The organism is Salinispora fenicalii, from assembly GCF_000514815.1.
Taxonomy (GTDB): domain Bacteria; phylum Actinomycetota; class Actinomycetes; order Mycobacteriales; family Micromonosporaceae; genus Micromonospora; species Micromonospora fenicalii.
Genome location: NZ_KI911472.1, coordinates 289,379 through 311,910 on the forward strand (window position 1 = coordinate 289,379; position 22,532 = coordinate 311,910).

The window sequence follows — 22,532 nt, forward strand, 5'->3', positions numbered from 1 at the left end:
TCGGGGTTACCGGTGCGCCATGCTGATCAGGGCTGGGCTGCGCCGGAGGCGACGTAGACGTCCCCATCCTCGACCCGTACCTGGTAGGTACCGATCGGTCGGGTAGCTGGGGGATTGGTGGGCTCGCCGGTGCGCAGATCGAAGCAGGAGCCGTGCAGCCAGCACTCGATCGTGCCGTCGTACACCTCTCCCTCGGAGAGCAAAACCTCCGCATGGGAACACCGGTCATCGATCGCGTACACCTGTCCCCCGCTTTGGACCACGGCCACCGCTCGCCCTTCGACCTTTACCTCGATCGCGCCCTCGGCCGGGAGCGCCGTCACCGGGCACACCTTGACGAAATCCATCGACCACTCCTCTCGACACGTTCGCTTCGCCCCGGATGCCGGATGCCGGATGCCGGTTCACGGGCTACGGGCTGGTCCGCCGGACGGTAGCCGACTCCGCAACCTTGCGCATCGGGCCTCAGGCGGAGGCCGAGCGGGAGTCGAAGTCCGCTGGAGCCGCCGGCCCGCTCGCCGGTGACCAGGAAGAATGGATCAGGAATCAAGAAGCGCCGGGGTCGGGTGACCGTTAGCGTTAGCGCTATGAACATCACCATTCACTCGAGCTTTCTGCCGCACGAGAATGCGGATGCGTCGATCACCTTCTACCGGGAAGTCCTGGGCTTCGAGATTCGAAACGATGTCGGTTACGACGGGATGCGGTGGGTCACGGTGGGGCCGGCCGGCCAGCCGCAGACATCGATCGTGCTCCAACCACCGGCTGCCGACCCCGGGATCACCGACGATGAGCGACGCACGATCGAGGAGATGATGGCGAAGGGCACGTACGCCGGTGTTCTCCTCGCCTCCTCCAACCTTGACGAGGTGTTCGAGCGGGTGCAGGCCAGTGGAGCCGAGGTGGTGCAGGAGCCGATCGATCAGGACTACGGGGTCCGGGACTGCGCCTTCCGGGACCCGGCCGGCAACCTGATTCGGATCCAGCAGGCGGGTTGAGCTCCGCCCGGAAGCGTCATCTCCCTCGTGGATCGCAAGCCCACTGATGCCAAGGAGGCCATCACCATCATGCTGCTGCCTGACATGATCACGCTCGGTGCAACCGACGCGCAGGCCGCACACGCCTTTTACCAGTCCGTGTTCTCACCTACCGGCGTAAGCCATCAGGACGACCGGGTGGAGTTGGATCTGCACGGTGTGGCCCGGCTCGCCGTGTGCCCGGTTGCGGAGCTGGCGGCGCAGGCGCACGCGGGGCCCGCAGCACCGAACTACCGCGGTTACGTCCTCAGCTATATCGTCAACCAGCCCGACGAGGTGCGGAGCATCCTTGACACTGCCGCCGGCCAGGGCGCGAGCGTTCTCAAGCCGGCGAAGAAGGCCATGTTCGCCGGCTTCTCCGGCGCCTTCCAGGCTCCGGACGGTGCGGTATGGAAGCTGACCTCGGCGACGGCGAAGCCGACCGGGCCGGCTCAGGAGACACCGGTGCCGAATGAGGTCGGTATTCTCCTCGGCGTCGCTGCGACGAAGTCTGCCAAGTCATTCTATTCGGCCCTGGGCATGGTGGTCGACCGGGACTACGGCAGCAAGTACATCGACTTCCAGCCAAGTCCGGCCGGCTGCCGGCTGGGCCTCATGGACGGGAAGGTACTGGCCAAGGATGTCGGAACCAAGGAGGACCGCGCCGACTTCCGGGCGGCGGCCTTCGAACGGTTGGTGCCCTCGCCGGACGAGGTCGACTCCCTACTGTCGGCAGTGACCACTGCCGGCGGCCGGGTCGTCGCACCGGCGGCGAAATCCGGGTCGGGTGTCTACGCCGGCTACTTCACCGACCCGGATGGCTTTCTGTGGAAGGTGACCTCCGGGTAGTGGGCGGGACTCGCCCGTGCCAAGCCACCGCGGAATCGAGTCCGCCGGCCCGCGCTACCGGCCGGCGGACTCGTCAAGCGCGTTGCTCAGCCGGCTTCCGGAACTGGTAGCGGATTCGCGTCGCAGGTGGCGTCAACGCCGGTGGTGGCGCTCGGACGGGTACCGTCCCGTAGGTAGGCGGTGACGTGGCTGTTGAGGCACTCATTGGCGTTAGCGGTCAGGGAAGCGCCGTGGAAGACGCCGTCGCGCTCTAGGACCAGCCGGGAGTTCGGGAACTTCCGGTGCACCTCGTAGGCCCCGGCCACCGGGGTGAGCGCGTCGTGCTCCGCCTGGATCAGCAATATGTTTGCGTTCCGGTCGCCGACCTTCGTCGGGCGGCGGGCTGGCACCGGCCAGAACGCGCACGGAGCGTTGTACCATGCGCTGTTCCAGGTCATGAAGCGGTCGCCTCGGTCGTACTGGCGGCTCAGGTCGGTGTGCCAGCGGTTCCAGCGTCGGGGCCAGTAGCCGTCGATGCACTGCACGGTGCGGTACGTGGCGTGGGTGTTCTGGGCTGGGAAGCCCGGCTCGCCGCCGAAGTTTTCCCGCAGCCCGGCCGGGTCGCCCCGCAGCACCCAATCCGCCAGCACCTGTGCGTGGTAGGTCCAGACGTAGCTGCGATACACGTTCACCGCGAAGATGTCGCTGTACTCAGCCGGACCGATCTGGCCGTCGATCGGCGCCTCCCGGAGTGCGGCCATGCCCTGGTAGTAGTTCGCCTCTACCTCCGCGGCCGTGTCGCCCAGGTGGTAGTACGAGTCGTGCTCGGCGATCCAGCTGAAGTAGATCTGGGCTCGCTTCTCGAATGCCGCATTCGTTCGAGACAGCGAGGCGTACCCGACGGTGCTTGGCTGCACCACACTGTCCAGCACCATCCGGCGTACCCGGTCCGGGAACAGGGAGGCGTAGACCGAGCCGAGGTAGGTGCCGTAGGAGTAGCCCAGGTAGTTGATCTTTTCCTGGCCGAGTGCGGTCCGGATGAGATCCATGTCCCGCGCGGTGTCGGTGGTCCGGAAGTGCCGGAGGGTGTCGCCGTACTTCTCGCCGCAGCTCTCCGCGTACGCGCGGGCTCGCTTCGTCCACACCTTCTCCTCGGCGCGGCTGTCCGGAACGTAGTCGGGCCGCGCTTCGCCCGGATATAGGTAGGTGGGGTCGCAGGTGATTGACGGCTCGCTCGCTCCGACGCCGCGGGGGTCGAACCCGATCCAGTCGTAGGTCGAACCCACCTCGATCGGCAGCCCGCTCCAGCCTTTGGCGAACCGAGTGGGCAGATCCCGTCCGATGGTGCCGGGCCACTGACCCCGGTTCAGCAGGACGACGCCCTGGTATTCGGATTCCGGCGCCGTGTGCTTGGCTCGGGTGAGGGCCAGGGTGATCTTCTGGCCGGTCGGTCGGGAGTGGTCCAGCGGCACTGCGAGCGAGCCGCACTCCAGCCCGACCAGGTAGTCATCCATCACCGGGTCGTCGGCCGGACAGGGAGACCAGGAGATTGGGCTGGTTGGTTGGGCGGTGCCGTCCGCCGTTGGTGCCGCCCCGACCGGGGCGACGGCGATGACCTGTGCCGTGAGGCCCAGTACGACCGCGGTCGCACCAGCGAAAAGTCTTTTCACTATTCCCCCAAATTGCTCGTGGGCTATGTACCCAACAGCGGTGAGGCGGCTGAACCCTACCGGGTTAGGTTCGCAATTGTCGAACTTTTGACGTCAGCTGGTAATGCGGAGCAGCGCTCTCTGTGTCGACATGGAGTAAAGGTATCAGTTAATACTGTAACCACACCTATTAACTGCCTTTACTCGTCAGTCGGACCATTCGGATTATCGGTATTCCCGTCAAGCGGCAGCAGCCAGCGCTTCCATCGTCCGGACGATGTCGGCCGGGGTCGGCAGTGCGGCCAACTCGGCGGCGAGGGCCTGTGCCTGCCGGGCGTACCGGGAGTCGGCGAGCAGCTCCCGGCTGCTGGTGGCCAGTACGTCCGCCAGCTCGTGGTCGGCCTGGTGGGGAGCGCGGATCGTCGTTGCGGCACCGAAGTTGGCCAGAGCGTCGGCGATCGCCCTGGTGTGGGTGTTCGGGGGAGTGATCACCTGCGGTACGCCCGCGGAGATGACCGCCATCGTGGTGGTGGCGCCGCCATGGTGGACAGCCAGGTCGCAGGTGGGCGCCACGGTGTCCAATGGGATCCAACCGATCCGGATATCGTCCGCCGTTGCGCCGAACTCCTCGGCGACCCGCGTCGGCGCCGCGATCACCACCTCGGCGTTCACAGCGGTGAGCTGCTCTGCCAGCCGCCGCAACGAGCGGCCAGCGAGCATGCGATGGTGCGTTCCAGAGGTGATCAAGACCCGGGGGCGGCCCTGCGGACGGGTGTATGCCCACCGCTGGAGTCGGCGCTGGGGATTCGTGGCCACATAGCGCATCGGGTGTACGTCGGCGGCGGAGGACGACCGTAGCGATGGCGGGCTGACGTCAACCACCAGGTCGGGTTCGGGCAGCCCGACCAGACCCCGGCGACTCAGCTCCGGCGCGAGCTCCTCCGCCGCCACCGGGTCGATCTCCGCCATCGGAATTCGCAGATACTCGATGTGACGTACGAAGGGGACATCGCGGTCCGCGGCGAGTAGCCCCGCCGCATAGCTCATCGAGCTACCGACGATGGCATCCGGCGGCCAGTCCTGCGCCAGTTCACGGAGGCGTGCCAGCGTGGCAGCGGCCATCCGCCCCAGGCCGCGGCCGGTCACCGCCATCTCGTCCGGTGCGTCGACGGTGGCGAGGAAGTGCCGGATCGACTTCGATGTGATCGACACCCCTGGTAGGCCGACGGTCTCCACCGCGTCGATGAGGGGTTCGTTCGTGGCCACCAGTACTTCGTGCCCCGCGTTGCGTACCGCATGGGCAAGGGCGGCGATCGCATAGACGGTGACGTGGCTGCCCGTGGTGAGGAAGAGGAATCTCATCGCCGGGCGTTGGTCTTCCGTGCGGTGCTGCCCGCCGCGGGACGGCATTCGGTGACGAACTGGCCCGACGGGCTGTGGCCGGACGCCGTGACGGTGAGGCCGGCGCGCGCGGCGAGACCCCGGAACTCGTCCAAGGTCCGGGGCTTGCCGCCGGTCTGCACCATCATCAGTAGCCCGGCCGAGGCGGCCGCTCGCCCCGGGGAGACCCCGCCCACCACGACCACCCGGCCGCGTGGGGCTGCGGCCTCGGCGCAGCGGGTGAGCAGCACGACAGCCTGCTCGTCGGGCCAGTCCAAGAGCAGGCGTTTGAGCAGATAGACATCGGCTCCGGTGGGCAGTGGGTCGAAGAAGCTCTGCCCCTGAACGGCGGCCCGGTCGGCGACCCCCGCCGCCGCGAAGACCTCGGTCGACCGGGCGACCGTTCGGGGCAGGTCAACCAGGGTGCCGCGGACCGTCGGCCGGGCCCGCAGGATTTCGGCGAGCGTCTCGCCGGTGCCACCGCCCACGTCAACGACGTGGGCGACCTGGGTCCAGGTGTCGTCGTCGAGGAGAATAGCCGGATCCGATGCCTCGCCGGCCCGCCGGCCCATGTTCACGTCGTAGCTGGCCGCGAGGTCGGAGTCGGCGTCGAGGTCGGCCCAGTAAGAGCGTCCGAAGACGTTCTGGTAACCGGGTTGCCCGGTCCGCACCGTGGCCAGCAGCCCGTTCCAGGCGGCGGCGCTGCGGCCACCGTGGCCGTCCAGAGCCAGGCCGCGCAGCGGGCCGGACCGCAGCAGGGAACGGGCCGCCTCGTTCAGGGCGAACTCGCCCTCGACCGGCTCCTCGAAGACGCCCTTGCTGACCAGGTGGCGCAGGACCCGGGCCAGGCAGTCCCGGTCACACTTGATGTGGCGCGCGAGATCCCCGATTTCGGTGACTCCAGCCGCCAGCTGGTCGGCCACGCCCAGGGTTACCACCACGCGTAGACTCCACGGCGTCGCCAGATCGCTGAGTGAATCGACATCTACCCTTTTTGGCACTGTGTCGTCCCTCCACTGTTGGGGTGGCCCGCGGCGGCCCGCTTCGGGGTCATTATCGGTGTCCTGCTGCTCATTCGAGAATGTGTTCAATCCCGGTTAGCGGCCCGCTTGCGGGAACTGTTCAACTGGGGACGACAGTCAGTTGAACGTGGGGTACACCGCAACTGCGGAGTTGTCGCGTGTCGGACCAGATGCCAGACTCCGTCGAGATCGATCTACGGTCACACCGTCGAGCGTGGAATAGCGTTTCTATACCTTCCCTGGGTGAAAGACGGTCGAGATGACAGGCGTATACCGAGCGAGTCGACAGTGGGAACGCATCATTCGGCACTGGTTCACCGCGGAGGCGGCGAACGATCTCACGCACTTCAAGTCGGAGCGGCCGAACCACAAGATGTCGTTGTGGGACCCCGAGGTGAACGGCGTGCGGTATCTCAAGACGCTGGTCCACAACTTGGCGACCACGCTTGATCCGGACGACTGGGCGCGGTTGCGACGGACAGCCCGGCGTGAGGTGGGCGATCCGGTCGCGGTGCGGTGGCATGGCATGCCGGTTTGCCTGGACTACCTACAGGCCACGCTCGAGGTCGGGTTCATCGAGCGGAGCGTCGACCTGCGGGGCGCTCGGGTGCTCGAGATCGGAGCCGGCTACGGGCGGACCTGTCATACTCTGCTGTCAAACCATGAGGTCGCCGCGTACTGCATCGTGGATCTGCGCAGCACCATGTGGTTCAGTCGCCGCTATCTGCGGGCGGTCTTGGACGATGTTCAGTTCGCGAAGCTCCGCTTCGTCCCAGTGGAGGACGGGGACGTGGGATTGGCCCTCCGCGGAAGCGACTTCGACCTCGGCATCAATATCAACTCGTTCGCCGAAATGGTGCCGGAGACCGTACGCTGCTACCTCGATCTGATCGACCGGCGATGCGCGGCCCTGTATGTGAAGAACCCCGTCGGCAAGTACCAGGACCGGAGCTTGGACGGGCACGTGGAGGGCGACGAGGCCCGATTGAGGGCGATGGAGACCGGTCTGCTCCGTCAGGTTCTGGATATCCACGACGACCAGGCGGTACGGGCCGCCGTGCCGGGGTTCCTCGGGGCCTACCAGCCCAGTGCCGACTGGCGCGTTGTCGCTGATGCGTGGGCAGTGCCGTGGAGCTTCTACTGGCAGGCCATCTATCGCAAGAAGCAACCGGACGGTGGCGGCTGACCGGCCGGACCGGGAATGAAGCCGGAGGAGCGCGGCAACCTGCGAGATCAGGAGATCGGAGGAGCGGTGGACCAGGAGTTTGCGATGGGCGGGGACCCACCCGTGGTGAGCGTACTGGGAGCGTCTGGCTACCTGGGGTCGGTCGTCACCGCCCGGCTGGCGCAGCTTCCGATCCGGCTGCGGGCCGTGTCGCGTCGCCGTAGCCCGGTGCCGGAGCAGGCGGTGGCTGAGGTGGAGGTCTGCACCGGGGACCTCACCGAACCAGAATGCCTGGCCGATGTCGTCGCGGGTGCCGACGTCATCTTTCACCTGGGTAAACACAGCGGTGGGTGGCGTGACGCCGACACCCCGGAGGGAGAGCGGGTGAACGTGGGCATCGTGCGCGACCTCACCGAGATCCTCGGCCGGCGCCGGCCCGCCCAGACCGCTCCGTTGGTGGTGTTCGCCGCGACCACCCTGCAGGTTGGACAGCCACCGAAGCAGCCAATGAACGGCAGCGAGCCAGACCGCCCGGAGACCGCGTACGGCCGGCAAAAGCTGACCGCCGAACGGCTGCTGAAGGCCGCGACCGCGGCGTCGGTACTGCGGGGGGTCAGCCTGCGCCTGCCGACCGTGTTCGGGCAGAGCTCGCTGTCTCGGGTGGCTGATCAGGGCGTCGTGGTCACGATGGCCCGCCGGGCCATCGCCGGAAAACCACTGACGATGTGGCATGACGGCACAGTTCGGCGGGACCTGGTGTATGTCGAGGATGCCGCGGACGCCTTCCTGGCCGCCATGCGCTACCCAGCGCAGCTGACCGGTCGACACTGGCTAGTGGGCTCCGGCCGACCCGACACGCTGGGCGCAGTCTTCCGTACGGTCGCAGGGGCGGTCGCGGCGCAGACCGGCGAGCCGGCCGTACCGGTGATCTCGGTGCGGGCTCCGGCCGACGCCCCCGTGATCGATTTTCAGAGTATGCAGATCGACCCGATGCCCTTCCAGCGTGTCTCGGGATGGTGCGCGCGCACGGAGCTTGCCGACGCGGTGCACCGCACCGTGGCGACCCTGCTCGACGGGAGTGACCGGTTCTAGGGAGATCAGGTGAAGGTCGAAAAGCTTGCGGTCCAGGGTGCGTTCGGGTTTACCCCCGAGGTGTTCTCGGATCGCCGTGGACTGTTCGTGTCACCGTTCCAACAAGCTCCGTTTGCTGCGGCGAACGGTAGCCCGCTCCTGCCCGTCGCGCAGACCAACCACAGCGTGTCCCGGCGGGGCGTGGTCCGCGGAATCCACTACACCATTGCTCCACCGGGTACGGCAAAGTACGTCTACTGTGCTGCCGGTGAGGCGATCGACATCATCGTTGACGTCCGAGTCGGTTCACCGACTTTCGGTGTCTGGGACGCGGTGCAGATGAATTCGCGGGAGTTCCGGGCGGTGTACTTTCCGGTCGGGGTCGGGCACGCCTTCGTGTCGCTCGCTGATCACACCGTCATGTCCTACATGCTCACCGGGTCGTACGTGCCGGAGCATGAGCGGGTCGTCTCCGCCTTCGACCCAGCTCTGGGGCTACCGATCCCCACAGACCTGGAAACGATCGTCTCCGATCGGGACCGGGTCGGTCCGAGCCTGGCCGAGACCGCCGAGGCCGGTCTTCTCCCCGACTACCAGCAGTGCCAGGTGCTGGAGCAACAGTTGTATCAGGTGGCCCACTGACCGCCGCCGGGCCGGCTACCGACCCGGCTCCAGTGAAGGGAGGCACCGTATGCCCGCTCTCATCCGCCTGGGAGTCCTGGGATGTGCCAGCATCGCGCTCCGCCGGTTTCTGCCGGCGCTGACCGAAGCGACCGGTATCGAGCTGAGGGCGGTCGCGAGTCGCGATCCGGCCCGGGCCCGCACGGTCGCCGAGCGGTTCGGATGTCGGGCCGCCGACGGGTATGACGAGCTACTGGACCGGTCCGACATTGACGCGGTGTACATTCCGCTGCCCACCGGGTTGCACGCGTACTGGGTGAGCCGGGCCCTGGCGGCCGGCAAGCACGTGCTCTCCGAAAAGCCGCTCACCAGCGATCACGTCACCGCCCGCAACCTGGTGAACCAGGCGGAGCAGGCGGGACTCTGGCTACTGGAGAACTACATGTTTCTCCACCACCGGCAGCACGAGGTGGTTCGTGACCTTGTCGCCCGGGGCCGGATCGGCGCGACCCGGCTCTTCACCGCACGCTTCGGGATCCCGCCACTGGCTCCGACGAACTGGCGCTACCACGGCGAGTTCGGCGGGGGCGCGCTGCTTGACGTCGGCGTCTATCCGCTCCGCGCCGCCACCTACTTCCTCGGCCCGGAGCTCGACGTCGTCGGATCGGTGCTACGGACGAGTCCGATCCGGGGCGTTGATCTGGCCGGCCACGTCTTGCTGTGTACCCCGTCGGGCGTGACGGCCGAACTCTCCTTCGGCTTCGAGCACGCGTACCGATCCTGCTACTCGCTCTGGGGTGAACGGGCGCGGCTCACCCTCGACCGGGCATTCACTCCGCCGGCCACCCGGCCGCCGGTGATCCGGATCGAGGCTGACGGCGATGCCGAGGAGGTGGTGCTCCCCGCAGATCATCAGTTCCGAAACATCGCCGAGTTCTTCGCCCGGTCCCTGCTCGATGGTGCGGACTACAGTCCGCAGGCGAGAGCGATCATCCAGCAGGCGGAACTGATCGACAAAGTGCGGTCACGCGCCGTGTGCGTCCCCGAGCCGCACGGGGACGCACGGAGCGGGCTGATCGACTGACGGGCCGTGCCCCGGTGCTACTTCATTGGCCGGGCTGTGCTGCCGCGGGCTGCCATGAACTCCGCGACCATCGCCACAAGCGCCTTCTTGTCGGTATCCGGAAGGAAGAAGTACGGCGCGATGACCTCGGAGAGCCCGGGCCGTACGAAGGTCATCGGCTGGTCGCGCCGGTGGAGCGGCTCGATGACGCAGACATCCTCGGGGCGGGTGTCCCGGTAGGCCATATCGGTGGCGACCGTGTACCACTGCTGTTCCTTCGCGATCAGACCGTGCGCCCGGGCGACGGTCTGCTCCTTGAGACAGCGGGGCGCATGACTGGCGGCGGTGACCTGTAGCACCCGGTGGACGCCGTGCGCGGCGAAGATGCCGGCCGCGGTCTCCAGTTCGGAGACCGTGTTGCCGGCCTGCGGCATGATGATGATGTCCCGTACCGCCTGGCGGAAGGCAGCCCGTTGCGGGCCGGACAGCCGGGCTAGGAGCGGTCGCAGCCGGGGGAATTCATCGAGGCGGGCGAGGTTTGCCAGGAAGAATCGTTTCGTGTACTCGCCCTCGCTGATGCCGTCGCGCTGGGAGAAGCCGCTGCCCATGACGATGCAGCTGAGCTCGTGATCGTGGCTGAGGGTCAGGACCTCCCGCGCCAGCGTGGCCGCGTCGCCAAACTCGTCGTTCCGGGGGCGACCAAGGACCAGATCCTCCCACGCCTCCGTCTCGAGGTGACGACTGTGCAGGAGTACGCCCACCTTCGTGGTCAATACGGAACTCCTCCGGTGTCGGCCTGCCGGTGCCGGTGTTCAGGATAGCCAGCATCGATCCTTGGCCGGGGCCAGCCGGCGGCCAAGGCGGGGCCGGGCTTCGGCTGGCCCAAGGCCCTGGCCAAGGTCGGGGCCAGCCGGCGGCCAAGGCGGGGCCGGGCTATCGGCTGGCGGCCAACTTCTCGACGGTGTACACGACCTCGGCGGGTGTCGGAAGTCCGGCGACCTCGGCGGCAAGCAACCGGGCGCGTTCGGTGTACCCGGGGTCAGCGAGGATTCGCCGGCAAGCCGTGGTGATTGCCTCGACCGCCGCCCGATCACCGTCTGGGGGCACTGGGGCGGCGGTCAGGCCTACGCCGACGTCGGTGATGGCCTTTGCGACGGACCGGGAGTAGTCGTTGTCGGGGACGACCAGATGCGGTGCGCCGGCGTTCAGCACCGTCATCGTGGTAGCCGCGCCGCCGTGGTGTACCGCCAGGTCGCAGGTGGGGGCGACGACATCCAACGGGACCCAGCCGACGCGGACATCGCGGAACTGCGCACCGAACTCAGCGGCGGCTCGCTCCGGTGCCGCGATCACCACCTCGGCGCCGGTCGCGATGAGCTGGTCCACCAGGTGTCGGATGACGCTGCTGCGCGAATGCAGGAAGAGGTTGCGCGTGCCCGCGGTCACCAGTACCCGGGGACGGTCGGCGGGCCGGGTGTACATCCATGGCTGCAGGCGACCCTGCCGGTTCTTCGGAATCCAGCGCATCGGCCGTGCACCGGGGGTGGGTGACGGCCGTAGGCCCGGCGGGCAGACGTCGATGAACAGGTCGGCCGCCGGTGGCCCGCTCAGGCCCAGTCGCTCCAGGTCAGGTTTGATTCCCGGCTCTGGCCGTAGCGGCACGATGTCCCAGTAGTGGCGCACGTATAGCGCCTGGGTCTCCACGGCGACGAGGCCGGGAACGTATGACAGGCCACCGACAACCACATCGGGCGACCACTGCCCCGCCAACTCCCGCAGGGCCCGCAACCGGGCTGCGGGCTTCCCCGGGTGGGGGGTGGGGACCGCTGGTAGCCCGATCGCCGCCGCGGTCTCCAGCAGTGGTTCGTCGGCGGTCAACATTATCTCGTGGCCGGCGTTGCGGGCCGCGGTCGCCAGTGGGGCGATGCAGAACACGGTGGACTGGCTACCCCCGACGGTGAACATGAACTTCATCGAATTGAGGTGCTTTCTAGGAGGCGGCAAAGGGACGGGTGGGGCTCGGACCAAGTCGGTTGGTGAGCTCTGGTCCGTGGGAGATCGCGCATCGCACGATGCGGCAAATTCGGTCGATGTCCGCCGCGGCGACCGCAGGGCCGGTCGGCAGGGCGAGGACCTGCTCCGCCAGGCGCTCGGTGTGCGGCAGGGAGACCGGACGCTGAGAACGGTAGGGCTCCAGCCGGTGACAGGCCGGGGAGAAGTAGCGCTGCGCCCCCGCGTTCTCCGCTCGGAGAATCCGCATCACCAGGTCGCGGTGGATGCCGGTAATCGCTTCGTCGATCTTGAGAATGACGTACTGCCAGTTGGGCTCCTGGGCCTCGTCGAAGTCGACGACCGTCAGGCCACTCAGTCCGCGCAGCGCAGAACTGTAGCGCGCGTGATTGACGCGATTGTGGCGCACCGTCGCAGCTAGTGCATCCAGCGAGGTCAGTCCCATCGCCGCGGAGGCCTCGGTCATCTTGGCGTTGGTGCCGACCCCCAGGCTACGGCCGTCGGTGGTGATCCCGAAGGTACGCAGTGCGCGCAGCTCCCCGGCGAGGGCGTCGTCGTTGGTTGCCACTGCACCGCCCTCGAAGCAGTTGACCACCTTGGTGGCGTGGAAGCTGAACATCTCCGCGTTACCGAAACCACCGATCCGACGGCCCTGATGGCTGCACCCCAGTGCGTGCGCCGCGTCGAAAACGAGCGTGAGGCCGTGCTGGGCGGCTACCTTCTCCAACTCGCCCGCCGGGCTGGGTCGACCCCAGAGGTGAACCCCGACGATGCCCGACGTACGCGGGGTCAGCACCGTCTCCACCTGCTGCGGGTCGAGACACCCGGTCTCCGGATCGATATCGGCGAAGACCGGCGTCAGCCCCAGCATCGAGGCAGCATGCGCGGTGGCCACGTAGGTCATGGCGGGCATGATGATCTCGCCGGTGAGCCCGGTGGCCTGGTAGAGCAGTTGCAGCGCCATGGTGCCGCTGCAGGTCGCCACGCAGTGCCGTACGCCCGCCAGTTCAGCGATGCGTTCCTCGAACTCTCGGACTAAAGCGCCGTTGGTAAGCCACTTGTTGTCCAGCGCGGTGTTCAGCCGCTCGAACAACCGCGACCGTTCTCCCACGCTCGGCGTTCCCACCTGCAACACCTGCGGGAACATCGGAGTCCCGCCGAGGATGGCGAGATCAGCGACCGTGTATTTCACGCGCGGGCCTCCAAAGCCGTACGACCTGTCGGACGAGCACCGTCGCGCACTGGGCTCGTACCCCGGTGGAGCCCGGCTGGTGGCGTGCGCCGTCGGCTAGTGCGGCGGCCCCGCTCCACCGCCGTTCCAGTGGACCTCCACTCGGGATCGGTTGCGTCCGGCGAGGCTCGCAGACATGAGAATCCTCGTGACCGGGGGAGCCGGCTTCGTCGGCTCGCAGTACGTACGCAACCTCCTCGACGGCGCCTATCAGGGCTACCAGGACGCGGAGATCACCGTCCTGGACCTCCTCACGTACGCGGGCCGCCGGGCGAACCTGCCGGCGGCGGACCGTCGGCTGACCTTTGTCCAAGGCGACATCGGGAACCGGGGGCTGCTCCTCGACTTGCTGCCGGGGCACGACGCGGTCGTCCACTTCGCGGCCGAGAGCCACGTGGACCGGTCACTACAGGACGCGTCGCCGTTCGTGACGACCAACGTGCTGGGTACCCAGACCCTGTTGGAGTGCTGCCTGCATGTCGGCATCGAACGGATCGTGCAGGTCTCGACGGATGAGGTCTACGGCAGCATCGCGGAAGGCGCCTGGACGGAGGAGCATCCGCTCCTGCCGAACTCCCCGTACGCCGCCTCGAAGGCCGCGGCCGACTTGCTCGCCCGCGCCTATCACCGCTCGTACGGACTGCCGGTGGTGATCACTCGCTGCACCAACAACTATGGGCCGTACCAGCACGTCGAGAAGGTGATCCCGCACTTTGTCACCAACCTGCTGACCGGCCAGCCAGTGCCGCTCTACGGTGATGGCCAGAATGTTCGGGAGTGGCTGCACGTCGCGGATCACTGCCGCGGGGTGCAGCTGGCGCTGGAGAAGGGGCGCGAGGGCGAGATCTACCACCTCAGTGGTGGAGCCGAGTTGACCAACCGAGAGCTCACCGCTGCACTTGTGGAGCTCTGCGGGGCCAGCTGGGACGCGGTCCGCTTCGTCGCCGACCGGTTGGGGCATGACCAGCGCTACTGCCTCGATGACGGCAAGGCCCGCCGCGAACTCGGCTATGCCGCACAGGTGCCGTTCGCATCGGGTTTGGCTGCGGTCGTGAACTGGTATCGGGACAACCGCACCTGGTGGGCGGAGCATACGCGTGGCACGCGACCAGACCGGGAGAATGTCGGTTCGAATGTGGCGGTGCCCCGGTGAGCGCACCAAGGGTGGTGGTCACAGGCCTCGGCGTCGTGGCGCCGGGGGGCGTGGGTACGAAGGCGTTCTGGCACCTGATCACCGCCGGCCGGACCGCGACCCGGCCAATCACCGCTTTCGACGCTGCCGCGTTCCGGTCGCGGATCGCCGCCGAGGTGGACTTCGAGGCGGCTCAGGCCGAACTGTCCCACCGGGAGCGTCGCCGACTGGACCGAGCCGCCCAGTTTGCCTTGGTCGCGACGAGGGAGGCGATGGCCGACAGCGGCTTGGAACCGGACCGGTTCGATCCCACCCGGGTCGGCGTGAGTCTCGGCACCGCCGTCGGCGCCACCTGCAATCTTGAGTCCGAGTACCTCGCCCTCAGCGACACCGGTCGGGAGTGGGTCCTGGATCACCGGTACGCCAGCCCACACCTCTACGACTACTTCATGCCCGGCTCGATGGCGGCGGAGGTCGCCGCGGAGTGCAACGCTCAGGGCCCGGTCACCGTGGTCTCGGCGGGCTGCACCTCCGGCCTGGACGCGGTCGGCCATGCGGCCGACCTGATTCGGGAGGGTGCCGCTGACGTGATGGTCACCGGTGGTACCGATGCGCCCATCTCGCCGATCACGGTCGCCTGTTTCGACGCCATTCGGGCAACCTCGCCGAGTAACGACGATGCCGCCCATGCGTTGCGGCCCTTTGATCGCACCCGGAACGGCTTCGTTCTCGGCGAGGGCGCCGCCACGCTCTTGCTGGAATCCGAGGAGCACGCACGCGCCCGCGGCGCCCGGATCTATGCCGAGATCGCCGGCTTCGCCTCGCGGAGTAACGCCTACCATATGACCGGTCTGCGGCCCGACGGTGCCGAGATGGCCGCTGCCATCACGGCCGCCCTGGCCGAGAGCCGGCGCTCGCCCCAGTCCGTTGACTACGTCAACGCACACGGCACGGCGACCAAACAGAACGATCGGCATGAGACCGCCGCGCTCAAACGGGCACTCGGTCCGCATGCTTACCAGACCCCGGTCAGCTCGATCAAATCGATGATCGGTCACTCACTCGGGGCCATCGGCTCGATCGAGATCGCCGCCTGCACTCTCGCCCTCGACCAGGGCGTCGTCCCACCCACCGCGAACCTGCGCGAGCCGGATCCCGAGCTCGACCTGGACTACGTCCCGCTGCACGCACGGGAGCAGCGGCTCGACACGGTGCTCAGCGTCGGCAGCGGCTTCGGCGGCTTTCAGAGCGCGATCGTGCTCACCCGGTTAGGCATGGGACCGGCATGAGCACAGCGGTGATTACCGGCATCGGCGTTGCGGCGCCGAACGGCGCCGGGACAGAGAACTTCTGGGCCGCAACGCTCCGCGGCGAATCCGGTATTGGTCTCGTCCGCCGTTTCGACACGCGGGGCTATCCAGCTCGACTGGGTGGCGAGATCAACGATTTCGATCCGGCCGAGCACCTGCCCCGCCGGCTGCTACCGCAGACCGACCGGATGACCCAGCTCGCCCTCGCGGCGTCGGCGTGGGCGTTGGCCGACGCCGGGGTCCAGCCGGGCACCTATGACCCGGGCGAGACCGGGGTGGCGATGGCCGGGGCGTTCGGCGGCTTCGAATACGGCCAGCGGGAGCTGGAGAATCTTTGGTGCTCCGGACCGGAGCGCGTCAGTGTCTACATGTCGTTTGCGTGGTTCTACGCCGTCAACACCGGGCAGTTGTCGATCCGGCACGCGATGCGCGGTCCGGCCGGTGTCGTCGTCGGTGACCAGGCCGGCGGGCTCGACGCGGTGGCGCAGGCCCGGCGCAACATCCGCAAGGGGGCACAGCTGATGCTCGCCGGCGGCTTCGACAGTTCCTTCTGCCCGTACGGGTGGGTTGCCCGGATCAGCGACGGGGCGCTGAGCACCGCTGAGGATCCGCGCACCGCCTACCTGCCCTTCGATCTCCGTGCCCAGGGCCAGGTCCCCGGTGAGGGTGGTGCGGTCCTGGTGGTCGAGGAGGCTGCAGCGGCCCGCCGTCGCGGTGCTCAGATCTATGGGGAGATCGCTGGGTACGCCGCGACGTTCGACGCCACGGTTCGGCACGGCGGTGAGCGGGGTCTGGGCCGCGCGGTGGAGGCCGCTCTCGCCGACGCGGGGGTGACCGCCCGGGAGATCGGGGTGGTCTTCGCCGACGGTTCCGGCCGGCCGGCCGACGACCGCGCCGAGGCCGAGACCATCGCGGATGTCTTCGGTCCGCAGGGGGTGCCGGTCACCGTCCCGAAGACCATGACTGGACGGATGAACTCCGGCGGCGCCCCGGCCGACCTCGCCGGTGCGTTGCTGGCGATGCGAGACGGGCTCATTCCGCCGACGGTCAATGTACAGACGGTGGCCCCAGGCACGCGGTTGGATCTCGTCACCGATGTTCCCCGGCCATGGCGGCCGGGACCTGCGTTGGTGCTGGCCCGGGGCCGCGGCGGGTTCAACTCCGCCATGGTGCTCCGTCCTGGTGCCGCGGCCCCCGGCCGAACCGGAGCCGCCGGAGTTACCGGCCGCGAAGCGCCCACCCGATCAGGAGGGAATCCGTCATGAAGCAGATGACACTGTCGGCCCTGGAGCAGATCATGCATACGTGCGCGGGGGAGGACGAGTCCACGGACTCATTCCAACAGGCCCCCGAACGGGCCTTCGCCGACCTCGGCTACGACTCCCTCGCGCTCCTGGAGACCCAGAGCGTGATCCGACGCGAGTACGGCGTTGACCTCTCCGAGCAAGCGTTAAGCGCGGCGGAGACGCCGCAGCAACTGGTTGACCTTGTGAACCGATGGCTGTCGGCCGCCTGACCGGCGCTCTGGCCCTGCTGATGCCGGGTCAGAGCGCCCAGTACCAGGGGATGGGTACCGGACTGTACCGCGACGTCCCAGCGTTCGCGAGGGTCATGGACGAGCTGTTCCTGCTGATGGGGGCGGCGGGAGACGAGCTCCGTTCGGACTGGCTGGCCGCTTCGCCCCGGGTGTCAATTGATCATGCCAACCGCTCCCAGCCGTTGCTCTTCGCCATCGACTATGCGCTCGGCCGGCTCCTGCTGGACTGGGGACTGCGGCCCACAGTTCTGCTCGGGCACAGCATCGGCGAGTTGGCCGCGGCGACTCTGGCTGGGGTCTTCGATCTGGCCAGCGCGGTCCGGATCGTGCGGCATCGGGTGGGCCAGTTCGCCACGGTGCCGGCGGGCGGGATGGCCGCCGTCGCCGCGTCCCAAGCGCAGGTGCAGCCCCACCTTCGGCCGGGGGTCGACATCGGCGCGGTCAACGCGCCCCGGCAGACGGTGATCGCGGGTGCGGTCGAGCCGCTGCGGACGACCTTGGACGCGCTCCGGTGTGCCGGCTACACCTGGGCTCCGGTGCCGGCAACGGTGCCGTTCCACAGCGAGCTACTTCGCCCGGTGGTTGTCGCGGCCGGCCCGTTGCTGGCCAGCCTGCCGGCCCGGCCGCCACAGATACCCCTGGTCTCCGGGTATACCGGCGGCTACTTGACCGACGCCGAGGCACGGGACCCCGGGTACTGGGCGAGTCATCCGGTGGACCCGGTGTTGTTCTGGCCGGCCTTGACGACCCTGGCGGGCGCCGGGCCGCAGCTGTTGGTCGAGTGTGGCCCGGGGAACGGCCTGACAACACTCGCGCGGCGGCTGCCGCAAGTTCGCTCCGGGCACAGCGAGGTGCTGGCGTTGCTCGGCCCGCCGACGGACCCGTCCCGGGAAGCTGGGCAGCTCGCCGCTGCCGCTGCCCGCCTCGGGGCTTCCCCGCCCTGATCCGCCGCCGGCGGCGGAGCCAGTGCTACTGGTGCCGGCACCTGCGGGCGGTGACCGCGTTCCGCGCGGGCCCGGCTTTCCGGAACACCAGCAACGGAGGGGACATGGCCCCTTCCTGAATCGTGGAGGCGATATGGTGACCTACCAACCGGCCCCGTTCGCCCAGGTCGGTCGTCCGGCGCTGGTGCGAGGCCCGGGCGACTGGTGGGAACGCGTCGAGTTGATTACTCCGGCGATGTGCGGGCCCAACTCGCTCTTCGTCGGGCAGCTCGGGGACTGGACGTGGGACGCGGTGGGCGCTGCCTGCCACCTTGACCCCTACTCTGCGGTGGACCCCGCCGGCAATCCGGTCTATCTCTCCTTCGCGTACTTCCGGGTTCAGGCCTGCCCGGAGCTGTCCGTAGAGCAGTTGACCTTTGGGGATCGGCTGCGGGTGCGCTCCAAGGTCTTCTCCTGCGGCGGCGACTCGGTGCTGACCGTGCATCAGATCAGCCGCTACGAGGGGGAAGCCGGCAAGGCGCCGAGTGGGGCCGCTGCCAGCACGGACGACTTCTTCCGTTACGACACACCCGGCTGCCTGCATGTCGAGACGTTCAATCGGTGGATTCAGCGCTCCGGAGCGGGAACAAACCATGGGTTGCGGCGAGCCACGCCGGTCGGCTTCCGGGCGGATCACCTGGAGTTGATCGCCGACGAGTACACACCGCGGCGAATCGTGTCGAATGTCCGCCGGGCCGCCGGATTCCGATCGGTGGGGGAGCCGCCGCCGCAGGTTCGCTTGGCGCTGACCTACCAGGTGAGCGCCAGCCGCGATCTGAACGGTGTCGGTCTGCTGTACTTTGCGTCGTACTTCTCGATTGTGGATTGGGCCGTCCTGCAGCTGTGGCGCTCGCTTGGCCGGTCGGTGGCGGGCTTCCTTCGCCGGCAGGTCCGGGACCGGCAGGTCTGTCTGGTCGCCAACGCCAACGCCGACGACCTGCTCGATATCGAGGTCTCGATGTACCGAGATGTTTCGGGGGAAGAGGTGATCGATGTGAGCCTACGCCGCGGCCAGGACGGCAGCCTGCTCGCCGTGGCGCGTCAGCGGATCACTCATCCAGCGAACTGACGGCGGGCTGTTCCGCCGTCACGACCCGAGATGCTCATTGATGAACGTGACCAACGCGCGAGGCGTGTGGACGCGCTCCAGATCGTCCTCGGAGATCAGGACGCCGTAGTCGCGCTTGATTCGGCTATGCGTCTCCAGCAGGGCCAGCGAATCGTATCCCAGCTCGTCAAAGGGCTGGTCCGGGGCGTGCTCGAACGACTGCCAGTCCCCGTCCCAGACGTACTGGCGCATGAGGAGCTCGAGCTCCCGCAACGTGATCGGTGGCACGAACGACTCCTTCGCCTTGCGGTCGATGCGGCTGCCAGCGCCCGGTGCCGCATCCAGACCGTTCTCGGATCGCATCGTGCCGATCCTGCGGCCCCGAGCTCTGGGGGTGCTCGAGGGCGAATCGAACCTCGTCCCGGCGAGTCGGCGGCGAACGGCTGGACGGGGGCCGTGGAGCTTTGCAGAATACGTGCGTGCGTGCTCAGCAGCTGAACCTGGACGACGTCCGATTCCGCCTGCGCCATCTCGCGCGGCTGCGGCGGGTACGGGACCGCATTGACCGGGAGTACGCGCAGCCGCTGGACGTGCAGGCGTTAGCCCGTGGGGTGAACATGTCAGCCGGACATCTCAGCCGTGAGTTCCGCCTTGCCTACGGTGAGTCGCCGTACGCGTACCTGCTGACCCGGCGGGTGGAGCGGGCGATGGCGTTGCTGCGACGGGGCGACATGACCGTTACCGAGGTCTGCTTCGCGGTCGGGTCCTCCTCGCTGGGTACGTTCAGTACTCGGTTCACCGAACTGGTGGGCGTGCCCCCCAGCACGTACCGACGGATGGCGTCGGAGGCGACGGCGGGGATGCCGTCGTGCGTGTCGAAGCAGGTGACCCGGCCGGTACGGAGCCGAAAGGCGGGGGAGCGGCAACCGGCCTGAAGTCGGGACGCGAGCTCGGCTTGAGGGCGGGGACGCGAGCTCGGCTTGAGCGCTGCCTGAGCACCGCCGGCCAGACTTCGGCCGCGTAGCCATCGTTCGGCTGGAAGTCCTTGTTTGCCCGGCCTGAAGTCGAGGGGTGGCGGCGGCCGCCCGCGGCACCTGCCCGTGGGACGGCACAGGGAATTCCGCGGTGAGGAGGACTCATGTGAAGGGCATCATCCTGGCCGGCGGCTCGGGGACGCGGCTGCACCCGGTGACCCTGGCGCTGTCAAAACAGCTCCTGCCGGTCTACAACAAGCCGATGATCTACTACCCCCTCTCGGTGCTCATGCTCACCGGGATTCGGGACATCCTGATCATTTCGACCCCACGGGACCTGCCGCTGTTCGAGCGGCTCCTCGGCGACGGCTCCCGGTTCGGCCTGTCAATCTCGTACGCCGCCCAGCCGGTTCCGCGGGGCCTGGCCGACGCATTCATCATCGGCGCGGAGCACGTCGGATCCGACCCGGTCGCCCTCATTCTGGGCGACAACATCTTCCACGGCTACCGGTTCTCGGAGCGGCTGCAGGCGGAGAGCCGAGACATCGACGGGTGCGTGTTGTTCGGCTACCAGGTCACCGATCCGCAGCGGTACGGGGTGGGGGAGACCGACGCGACGGGGCGGCTCATCTCTATTGAGGAGAAGCCACGCGCGCCGCGGTCGAATCGGGCGATCACCGGGTTGTACTTCTACGACAACGACGTGGTGGATATCGCCAAGAATGTTCGTCCGTCGGCGCGTAACGAGATCGAGATCACCCGGGTCAACCAGGTCTATCTGGAGCGCGGTAAGGCGAGACTGGTCGATTTGGGCCGTGGGCTGGCCTGGCTGGACGCTGGTACCTATGACTCGCTGCTCCAGGCCAGTCACTACCTGCAGACCCTGGAGCAGCGGCAGGGCATCCATATCGCCTGTCTCGAGGAGGTGGCCCTGCGGATGGGCTTCATTGACGCCGAGGCTTGTCACGCTCTCGGTACCGAGTTGGCGCATACCGACTATGGTCGGTACGTCCTGAATGTGGCCGCGGAAGCACGCTGAGCCTCTCGTTGCTCCTAGCGACCGGAGCCTGGTGTGGTGCTGGTGGTCCGGGGTCTTTTTGCGTCATCCGGGCGGAGCGGATCGGTCAGGCGAGAAGAGATTGAGTAGGGCGGCGGTCAGGGCGATGGCGAAGAGCCCAACGATGACCAGAACGGGTATGCGGAAGGCGGTCAGCCAGTCGCCGGTCCGGTCCAGGCTGGCGAAGAGAACCGTGCCGACGAGACCAACTCCCAGACCGCCGCCGAAGGCCTGCCCGGTCTCGAGCATGCCGCCGGCGCTTCCACCCTCGGTCCGTGGCACGGGGGAGAGGGCTATGGTCAGGTTCGGGGCGATCACCAAGCCGCCGGCCACCCCCGAGGTGACCAGCCCGCCGCCCAGTCCGGCCAGGAGCAGGGGCAGCGTGGCCGCGTGCGGGGAGTCCGGGCCGGGCAGAAAGAGGTCGGCGACGAGTAGCGCGATGAGCCCGACCGCCGCGAGAAGCAGCCCCGATACCACCAGCGGTCGGCCCAGCCGCCCCGCCTTGGACCCGGCGATCACCGAACTGATGGCGGCGCCCAGCGCCAGCGGGGTGAGCGCGACACCGGTCACCAACTCGTCATGCCCGAGCCCGTGTTGCAGATACTCCGACATCAGGTAGTAGATGCCGTCGTAGCCGGCGGTGTAGAAGACGGCGATGATCATCCCCACCCAGAACGACTGGAACCGGAATAGCCTCATGTCGAACATCGGCACACCGCGGCGGGCGTATCGCTTTTCCCAGCGCACGAACCCCACCAGCACCACCACTCCCGTGGCTAGGAGCGTCCAGGTTAACCACTCGGGCAACTGTTCACCCTGGGTCAGCCATACCACCCCTAGCCCGACCATTAACAGGATGGCCCCCACCAGGTCCATCCGTGGCCGGTGGGCCCGTTCCGCGACCGGGAAGAACCGCCACCCGAGGATCGCGATGACGATCCCGACCGGCACGTTGACCAGAAAAGCCCACCGCCAGCCCCATTCGGCGCCCCCGACCGCGACCAGTCCGCCGCCAAGCACCGGACCGACTACCCGGGCAACGTTGATCCCCGCGGAGACTGCTCCGAACGGTAGCCCCCGCTCCTGGGCGGTAAATATTCGCTGAATTGTCCCGAACACCTGGGCGAGTGCCAGCCCGATGCCCATCCCTTGCACCAGACGGGCGGCGATCAGCCATGCCTCATGCGATGCGATAGCTGCGGCTCCGCTTGCTACGACGAACGCCGTCATGCCGGTTACGAAGATGTTGCGCCGGCCGTGTATGTCACCGAATCGTCCCGCGGGCACCAGCACCAGGCCGATCGCCAGATAGAACGCCGAGACCAGCCACTGTTGGGTGCTCGAATCCAACCCGAGCGTGGCACGGATCGTCGGCATGGCGATCACCACCAGGGCGATGTTGAGCCCCGTGATGAAGGTCATCATCGTGCTCACC

General features: G+C 67.9%; 23 protein-coding genes. 14 read left to right on the forward strand and 9 right to left on the reverse strand.

Annotation, left to right across the window (positions count from 1 at the left end):
* Positions 1-26: 26 nt before the first annotated feature.
* On the reverse strand, positions 27-347 hold the full coding sequence (locus tag B116_RS0122285) for a non-heme iron oxygenase ferredoxin subunit (protein WP_018723065.1): 321 nt from the start codon (positions 345-347) through the stop codon (positions 27-29).
* A 240-nt stretch (positions 348-587) separates the two neighbouring features.
* Here B116_RS0122285 and B116_RS0122290 point away from each other — a divergent pair, with 240 nt between their 5' ends.
* Together B116_RS0122290 and B116_RS0122295 are read left to right on the forward strand one after the other, a co-directional pair.
* Positions 588-998, forward strand: coding sequence for a VOC family protein (locus B116_RS0122290; protein WP_018723064.1), 411 nt, complete (start codon positions 588-590; stop codon positions 996-998).
* 69 nt (positions 999-1,067) lie between these two features.
* Positions 1,068-1,865 (forward strand): VOC family protein, encoded by a 798-nt coding sequence (locus tag B116_RS0122295; RefSeq protein ID WP_027661370.1) that lies wholly within the window; start codon positions 1,068-1,070, stop codon positions 1,863-1,865.
* Between the two features lie 86 nt (positions 1,866-1,951).
* Here the strand turns inward: B116_RS0122295 and B116_RS0122300 are convergent, their stop codons facing one another.
* From B116_RS0122300 to B116_RS0122310, 3 genes are all read right to left on the reverse strand, one after another.
* Positions 1,952-3,514 (reverse strand): alpha/beta hydrolase, encoded by a 1,563-nt coding sequence (locus B116_RS0122300; protein ID WP_027661371.1) that lies wholly within the window; start codon positions 3,512-3,514, stop codon positions 1,952-1,954.
* A 219-nt stretch (positions 3,515-3,733) separates the two neighbouring features.
* On the reverse strand, positions 3,734-4,855 hold the full coding sequence (locus tag B116_RS0122305; RefSeq protein ID WP_027661372.1) for a glycosyltransferase: 1,122 nt from the start codon (positions 4,853-4,855) through the stop codon (positions 3,734-3,736).
* On the reverse strand, positions 4,852-5,874 hold the full coding sequence (locus B116_RS0122310; protein WP_026321872.1) for a methyltransferase: 1,023 nt from the start codon (positions 5,872-5,874) through the stop codon (positions 4,852-4,854). Before B116_RS0122310 ends, B116_RS0122305 begins: the two co-directional genes overlap by 4 nt.
* Positions 5,875-6,154: 280 nt before the next feature.
* Between B116_RS0122310 and B116_RS0122315 the strand changes: the two genes are divergently transcribed.
* From B116_RS0122315 to B116_RS0122330, 4 genes are all read left to right on the forward strand, one after another.
* Positions 6,155-7,081 (forward strand): putative sugar O-methyltransferase, encoded by a 927-nt coding sequence (locus tag B116_RS0122315; protein ID WP_018723059.1) that lies wholly within the window; start codon positions 6,155-6,157, stop codon positions 7,079-7,081.
* An 84-nt stretch (positions 7,082-7,165) separates the two neighbouring features.
* A complete protein-coding gene (locus tag B116_RS0122320) occupies positions 7,166-8,152 on the forward strand; it encodes an NAD-dependent epimerase/dehydratase family protein (protein WP_027661373.1) in 987 nt (328 codons plus the stop codon).
* Positions 8,153-8,161: 9 nt separating this feature from the next.
* A complete protein-coding gene (locus tag B116_RS0122325; protein ID WP_027661374.1) occupies positions 8,162-8,773 on the forward strand; it encodes a dTDP-4-dehydrorhamnose 3,5-epimerase family protein in 612 nt (203 codons plus the stop codon).
* A gap of 49 nt (positions 8,774-8,822) precedes the next feature.
* Positions 8,823-9,836 carry a Gfo/Idh/MocA family protein gene (locus B116_RS0122330; RefSeq protein ID WP_018723056.1) on the forward strand — a complete coding sequence of 338 codons (1,014 nt, stop codon included), beginning with the start codon at positions 8,823-8,825 and terminating at the stop codon, positions 9,834-9,836.
* Between the two features lie 17 nt (positions 9,837-9,853).
* Here B116_RS0122330 and B116_RS0122335 read toward each other — a convergent pair whose 3' ends face one another.
* The 3 genes from B116_RS0122335 to B116_RS0122345 all read right to left on the reverse strand — a co-directional run bounded on the left by B116_RS0122335 (position 9,854) and on the right by B116_RS0122345 (position 13,017).
* Entirely contained in the window at positions 9,854-10,588 is a 735-nt protein-coding gene (locus B116_RS0122335) for a YdcF family protein (RefSeq protein WP_027661375.1), read from the reverse strand.
* Between the two features lie 160 nt (positions 10,589-10,748).
* Complete coding sequence (locus B116_RS0122340) at positions 10,749-11,780, reverse strand: glycosyltransferase (RefSeq protein WP_027661376.1); 1,032 nt, start codon at positions 11,778-11,780, stop codon at positions 10,749-10,751.
* A gap of 25 nt (positions 11,781-11,805) precedes the next feature.
* Entirely contained in the window at positions 11,806-13,017 is a 1,212-nt protein-coding gene (locus tag B116_RS0122345; RefSeq protein ID WP_027661377.1) for a DegT/DnrJ/EryC1/StrS family aminotransferase, read from the reverse strand.
* A 175-nt stretch (positions 13,018-13,192) separates the two neighbouring features.
* Between B116_RS0122345 and rfbB the strand changes: the two genes are divergently transcribed.
* From rfbB to B116_RS0122375, 6 genes are all read left to right on the forward strand, one after another.
* Complete coding sequence (gene rfbB / locus B116_RS0122350) at positions 13,193-14,209, forward strand: dTDP-glucose 4,6-dehydratase (protein ID WP_027661378.1); 1,017 nt, start codon at positions 13,193-13,195, stop codon at positions 14,207-14,209.
* Positions 14,137-15,477, forward strand: coding sequence for a beta-ketoacyl-[acyl-carrier-protein] synthase family protein (locus B116_RS0122355; protein WP_027661379.1), 1,341 nt, complete (start codon positions 14,137-14,139; stop codon positions 15,475-15,477). The genes rfbB and B116_RS0122355 overlap by 73 nt, the downstream gene beginning before the upstream one ends.
* Positions 15,474-16,763: a ketosynthase chain-length factor gene (locus tag B116_RS25725; RefSeq protein WP_155255780.1), complete on the forward strand. Its 1,290-nt coding sequence runs from the start codon at positions 15,474-15,476 to the stop codon at positions 16,761-16,763. Before B116_RS0122355 ends, B116_RS25725 begins: the two co-directional genes overlap by 4 nt.
* A gap of 5 nt (positions 16,764-16,768) precedes the next feature.
* On the forward strand, positions 16,769-17,014 hold the full coding sequence (locus tag B116_RS0122365) for an acyl carrier protein (protein WP_026321867.1): 246 nt from the start codon (positions 16,769-16,771) through the stop codon (positions 17,012-17,014).
* A complete protein-coding gene (locus B116_RS0122370; RefSeq protein ID WP_018723048.1) occupies positions 16,996-17,979 on the forward strand; it encodes an acyltransferase domain-containing protein in 984 nt (327 codons plus the stop codon). The genes B116_RS0122365 and B116_RS0122370 overlap by 19 nt, the downstream gene beginning before the upstream one ends.
* Before the next feature lie 133 nt (positions 17,980-18,112).
* Positions 18,113-19,087: an LnmK family bifunctional acyltransferase/decarboxylase gene (locus B116_RS0122375; protein ID WP_027661380.1), complete on the forward strand. Its 975-nt coding sequence runs from the start codon at positions 18,113-18,115 to the stop codon at positions 19,085-19,087.
* 18 nt (positions 19,088-19,105) lie between these two features.
* Here B116_RS0122375 and B116_RS0122380 read toward each other — a convergent pair whose 3' ends face one another.
* The gene (locus B116_RS0122380; RefSeq protein WP_018723046.1) at positions 19,106-19,429 is read right to left on the reverse strand and encodes an acyl carrier protein; all 324 of its coding nucleotides are present in this window, start codon (positions 19,427-19,429) and stop codon (positions 19,106-19,108) included.
* A 116-nt stretch (positions 19,430-19,545) separates the two neighbouring features.
* Between B116_RS0122380 and B116_RS0122385 the strand changes: the two genes are divergently transcribed.
* Positions 19,546-20,001, forward strand: coding sequence for a helix-turn-helix transcriptional regulator (locus B116_RS0122385; RefSeq protein WP_018723045.1), 456 nt, complete (start codon positions 19,546-19,548; stop codon positions 19,999-20,001).
* A gap of 205 nt (positions 20,002-20,206) precedes the next feature.
* On the forward strand, positions 20,207-21,079 hold the full coding sequence (gene rfbA, locus B116_RS0122390; RefSeq protein WP_018723044.1) for a glucose-1-phosphate thymidylyltransferase RfbA: 873 nt from the start codon (positions 20,207-20,209) through the stop codon (positions 21,077-21,079).
* 63 nt (positions 21,080-21,142) lie between these two features.
* Here rfbA and B116_RS0122395 read toward each other — a convergent pair whose 3' ends face one another.
* Positions 21,143-22,522 carry an MFS transporter gene (locus tag B116_RS0122395; RefSeq protein ID WP_397540859.1) on the reverse strand — a complete coding sequence of 460 codons (1,380 nt, stop codon included), beginning with the start codon at positions 22,520-22,522 and terminating at the stop codon, positions 21,143-21,145.
* Positions 22,523-22,532 lie beyond the last annotated feature (10 nt).

Excerpts from the sequence above, each read along its gene's own strand:
- B116_RS0122320 (WP_027661373.1), top strand. The coding sequence starts at position 7,166 with ATGGGCGGGGACCCACCCGTGGTGAGCGTACTGGGAGCGTCTGGCTAC.
- B116_RS0122305 (WP_027661372.1), bottom strand. The coding sequence starts at position 4,855 with ATGAGATTCCTCTTCCTCACCACGGGCAGCCACGTCACCGTCTATGCG.
- B116_RS0122365 (WP_026321867.1), top strand. The coding sequence starts at position 16,769 with ATGACACTGTCGGCCCTGGAGCAGATCATGCATACGTGCGCGGGGGAG.
- B116_RS0122330 (WP_018723056.1), top strand. The coding sequence starts at position 8,823 with ATGCCCGCTCTCATCCGCCTGGGAGTCCTGGGATGTGCCAGCATCGCG.
- B116_RS0122370 (WP_018723048.1), top strand. The coding sequence starts at position 16,996 with ATGGCTGTCGGCCGCCTGACCGGCGCTCTGGCCCTGCTGATGCCGGGT.
- B116_RS0122290 (WP_018723064.1), top strand. The coding sequence starts at position 588 with ATGAACATCACCATTCACTCGAGCTTTCTGCCGCACGAGAATGCGGAT.
- B116_RS25725 (WP_155255780.1), top strand. The coding sequence starts at position 15,474 with ATGAGCACAGCGGTGATTACCGGCATCGGCGTTGCGGCGCCGAACGGC.
- B116_RS0122340 (WP_027661376.1), bottom strand. The coding sequence starts at position 11,780 with ATGTTCACCGTCGGGGGTAGCCAGTCCACCGTGTTCTGCATCGCCCCA.
- B116_RS0122375 (WP_027661380.1), top strand. The coding sequence starts at position 18,113 with ATGGTGACCTACCAACCGGCCCCGTTCGCCCAGGTCGGTCGTCCGGCG.
- B116_RS0122295 (WP_027661370.1), top strand. The coding sequence starts at position 1,068 with ATGCTGCTGCCTGACATGATCACGCTCGGTGCAACCGACGCGCAGGCC.
- B116_RS0122285 (WP_018723065.1), bottom strand. The coding sequence starts at position 347 with ATGGATTTCGTCAAGGTGTGCCCGGTGACGGCGCTCCCGGCCGAGGGC.
- rfbB (WP_027661378.1), top strand. The coding sequence starts at position 13,193 with ATGAGAATCCTCGTGACCGGGGGAGCCGGCTTCGTCGGCTCGCAGTAC.
- B116_RS0122380 (WP_018723046.1), bottom strand. The coding sequence starts at position 19,429 with ATGCGATCCGAGAACGGTCTGGATGCGGCACCGGGCGCTGGCAGCCGC.
- B116_RS0122395 (WP_397540859.1), bottom strand. The coding sequence starts at position 22,522 with ATGATGACCTTCATCACGGGGCTCAACATCGCCCTGGTGGTGATCGCC.
- B116_RS0122315 (WP_018723059.1), top strand. The coding sequence starts at position 6,155 with ATGACAGGCGTATACCGAGCGAGTCGACAGTGGGAACGCATCATTCGG.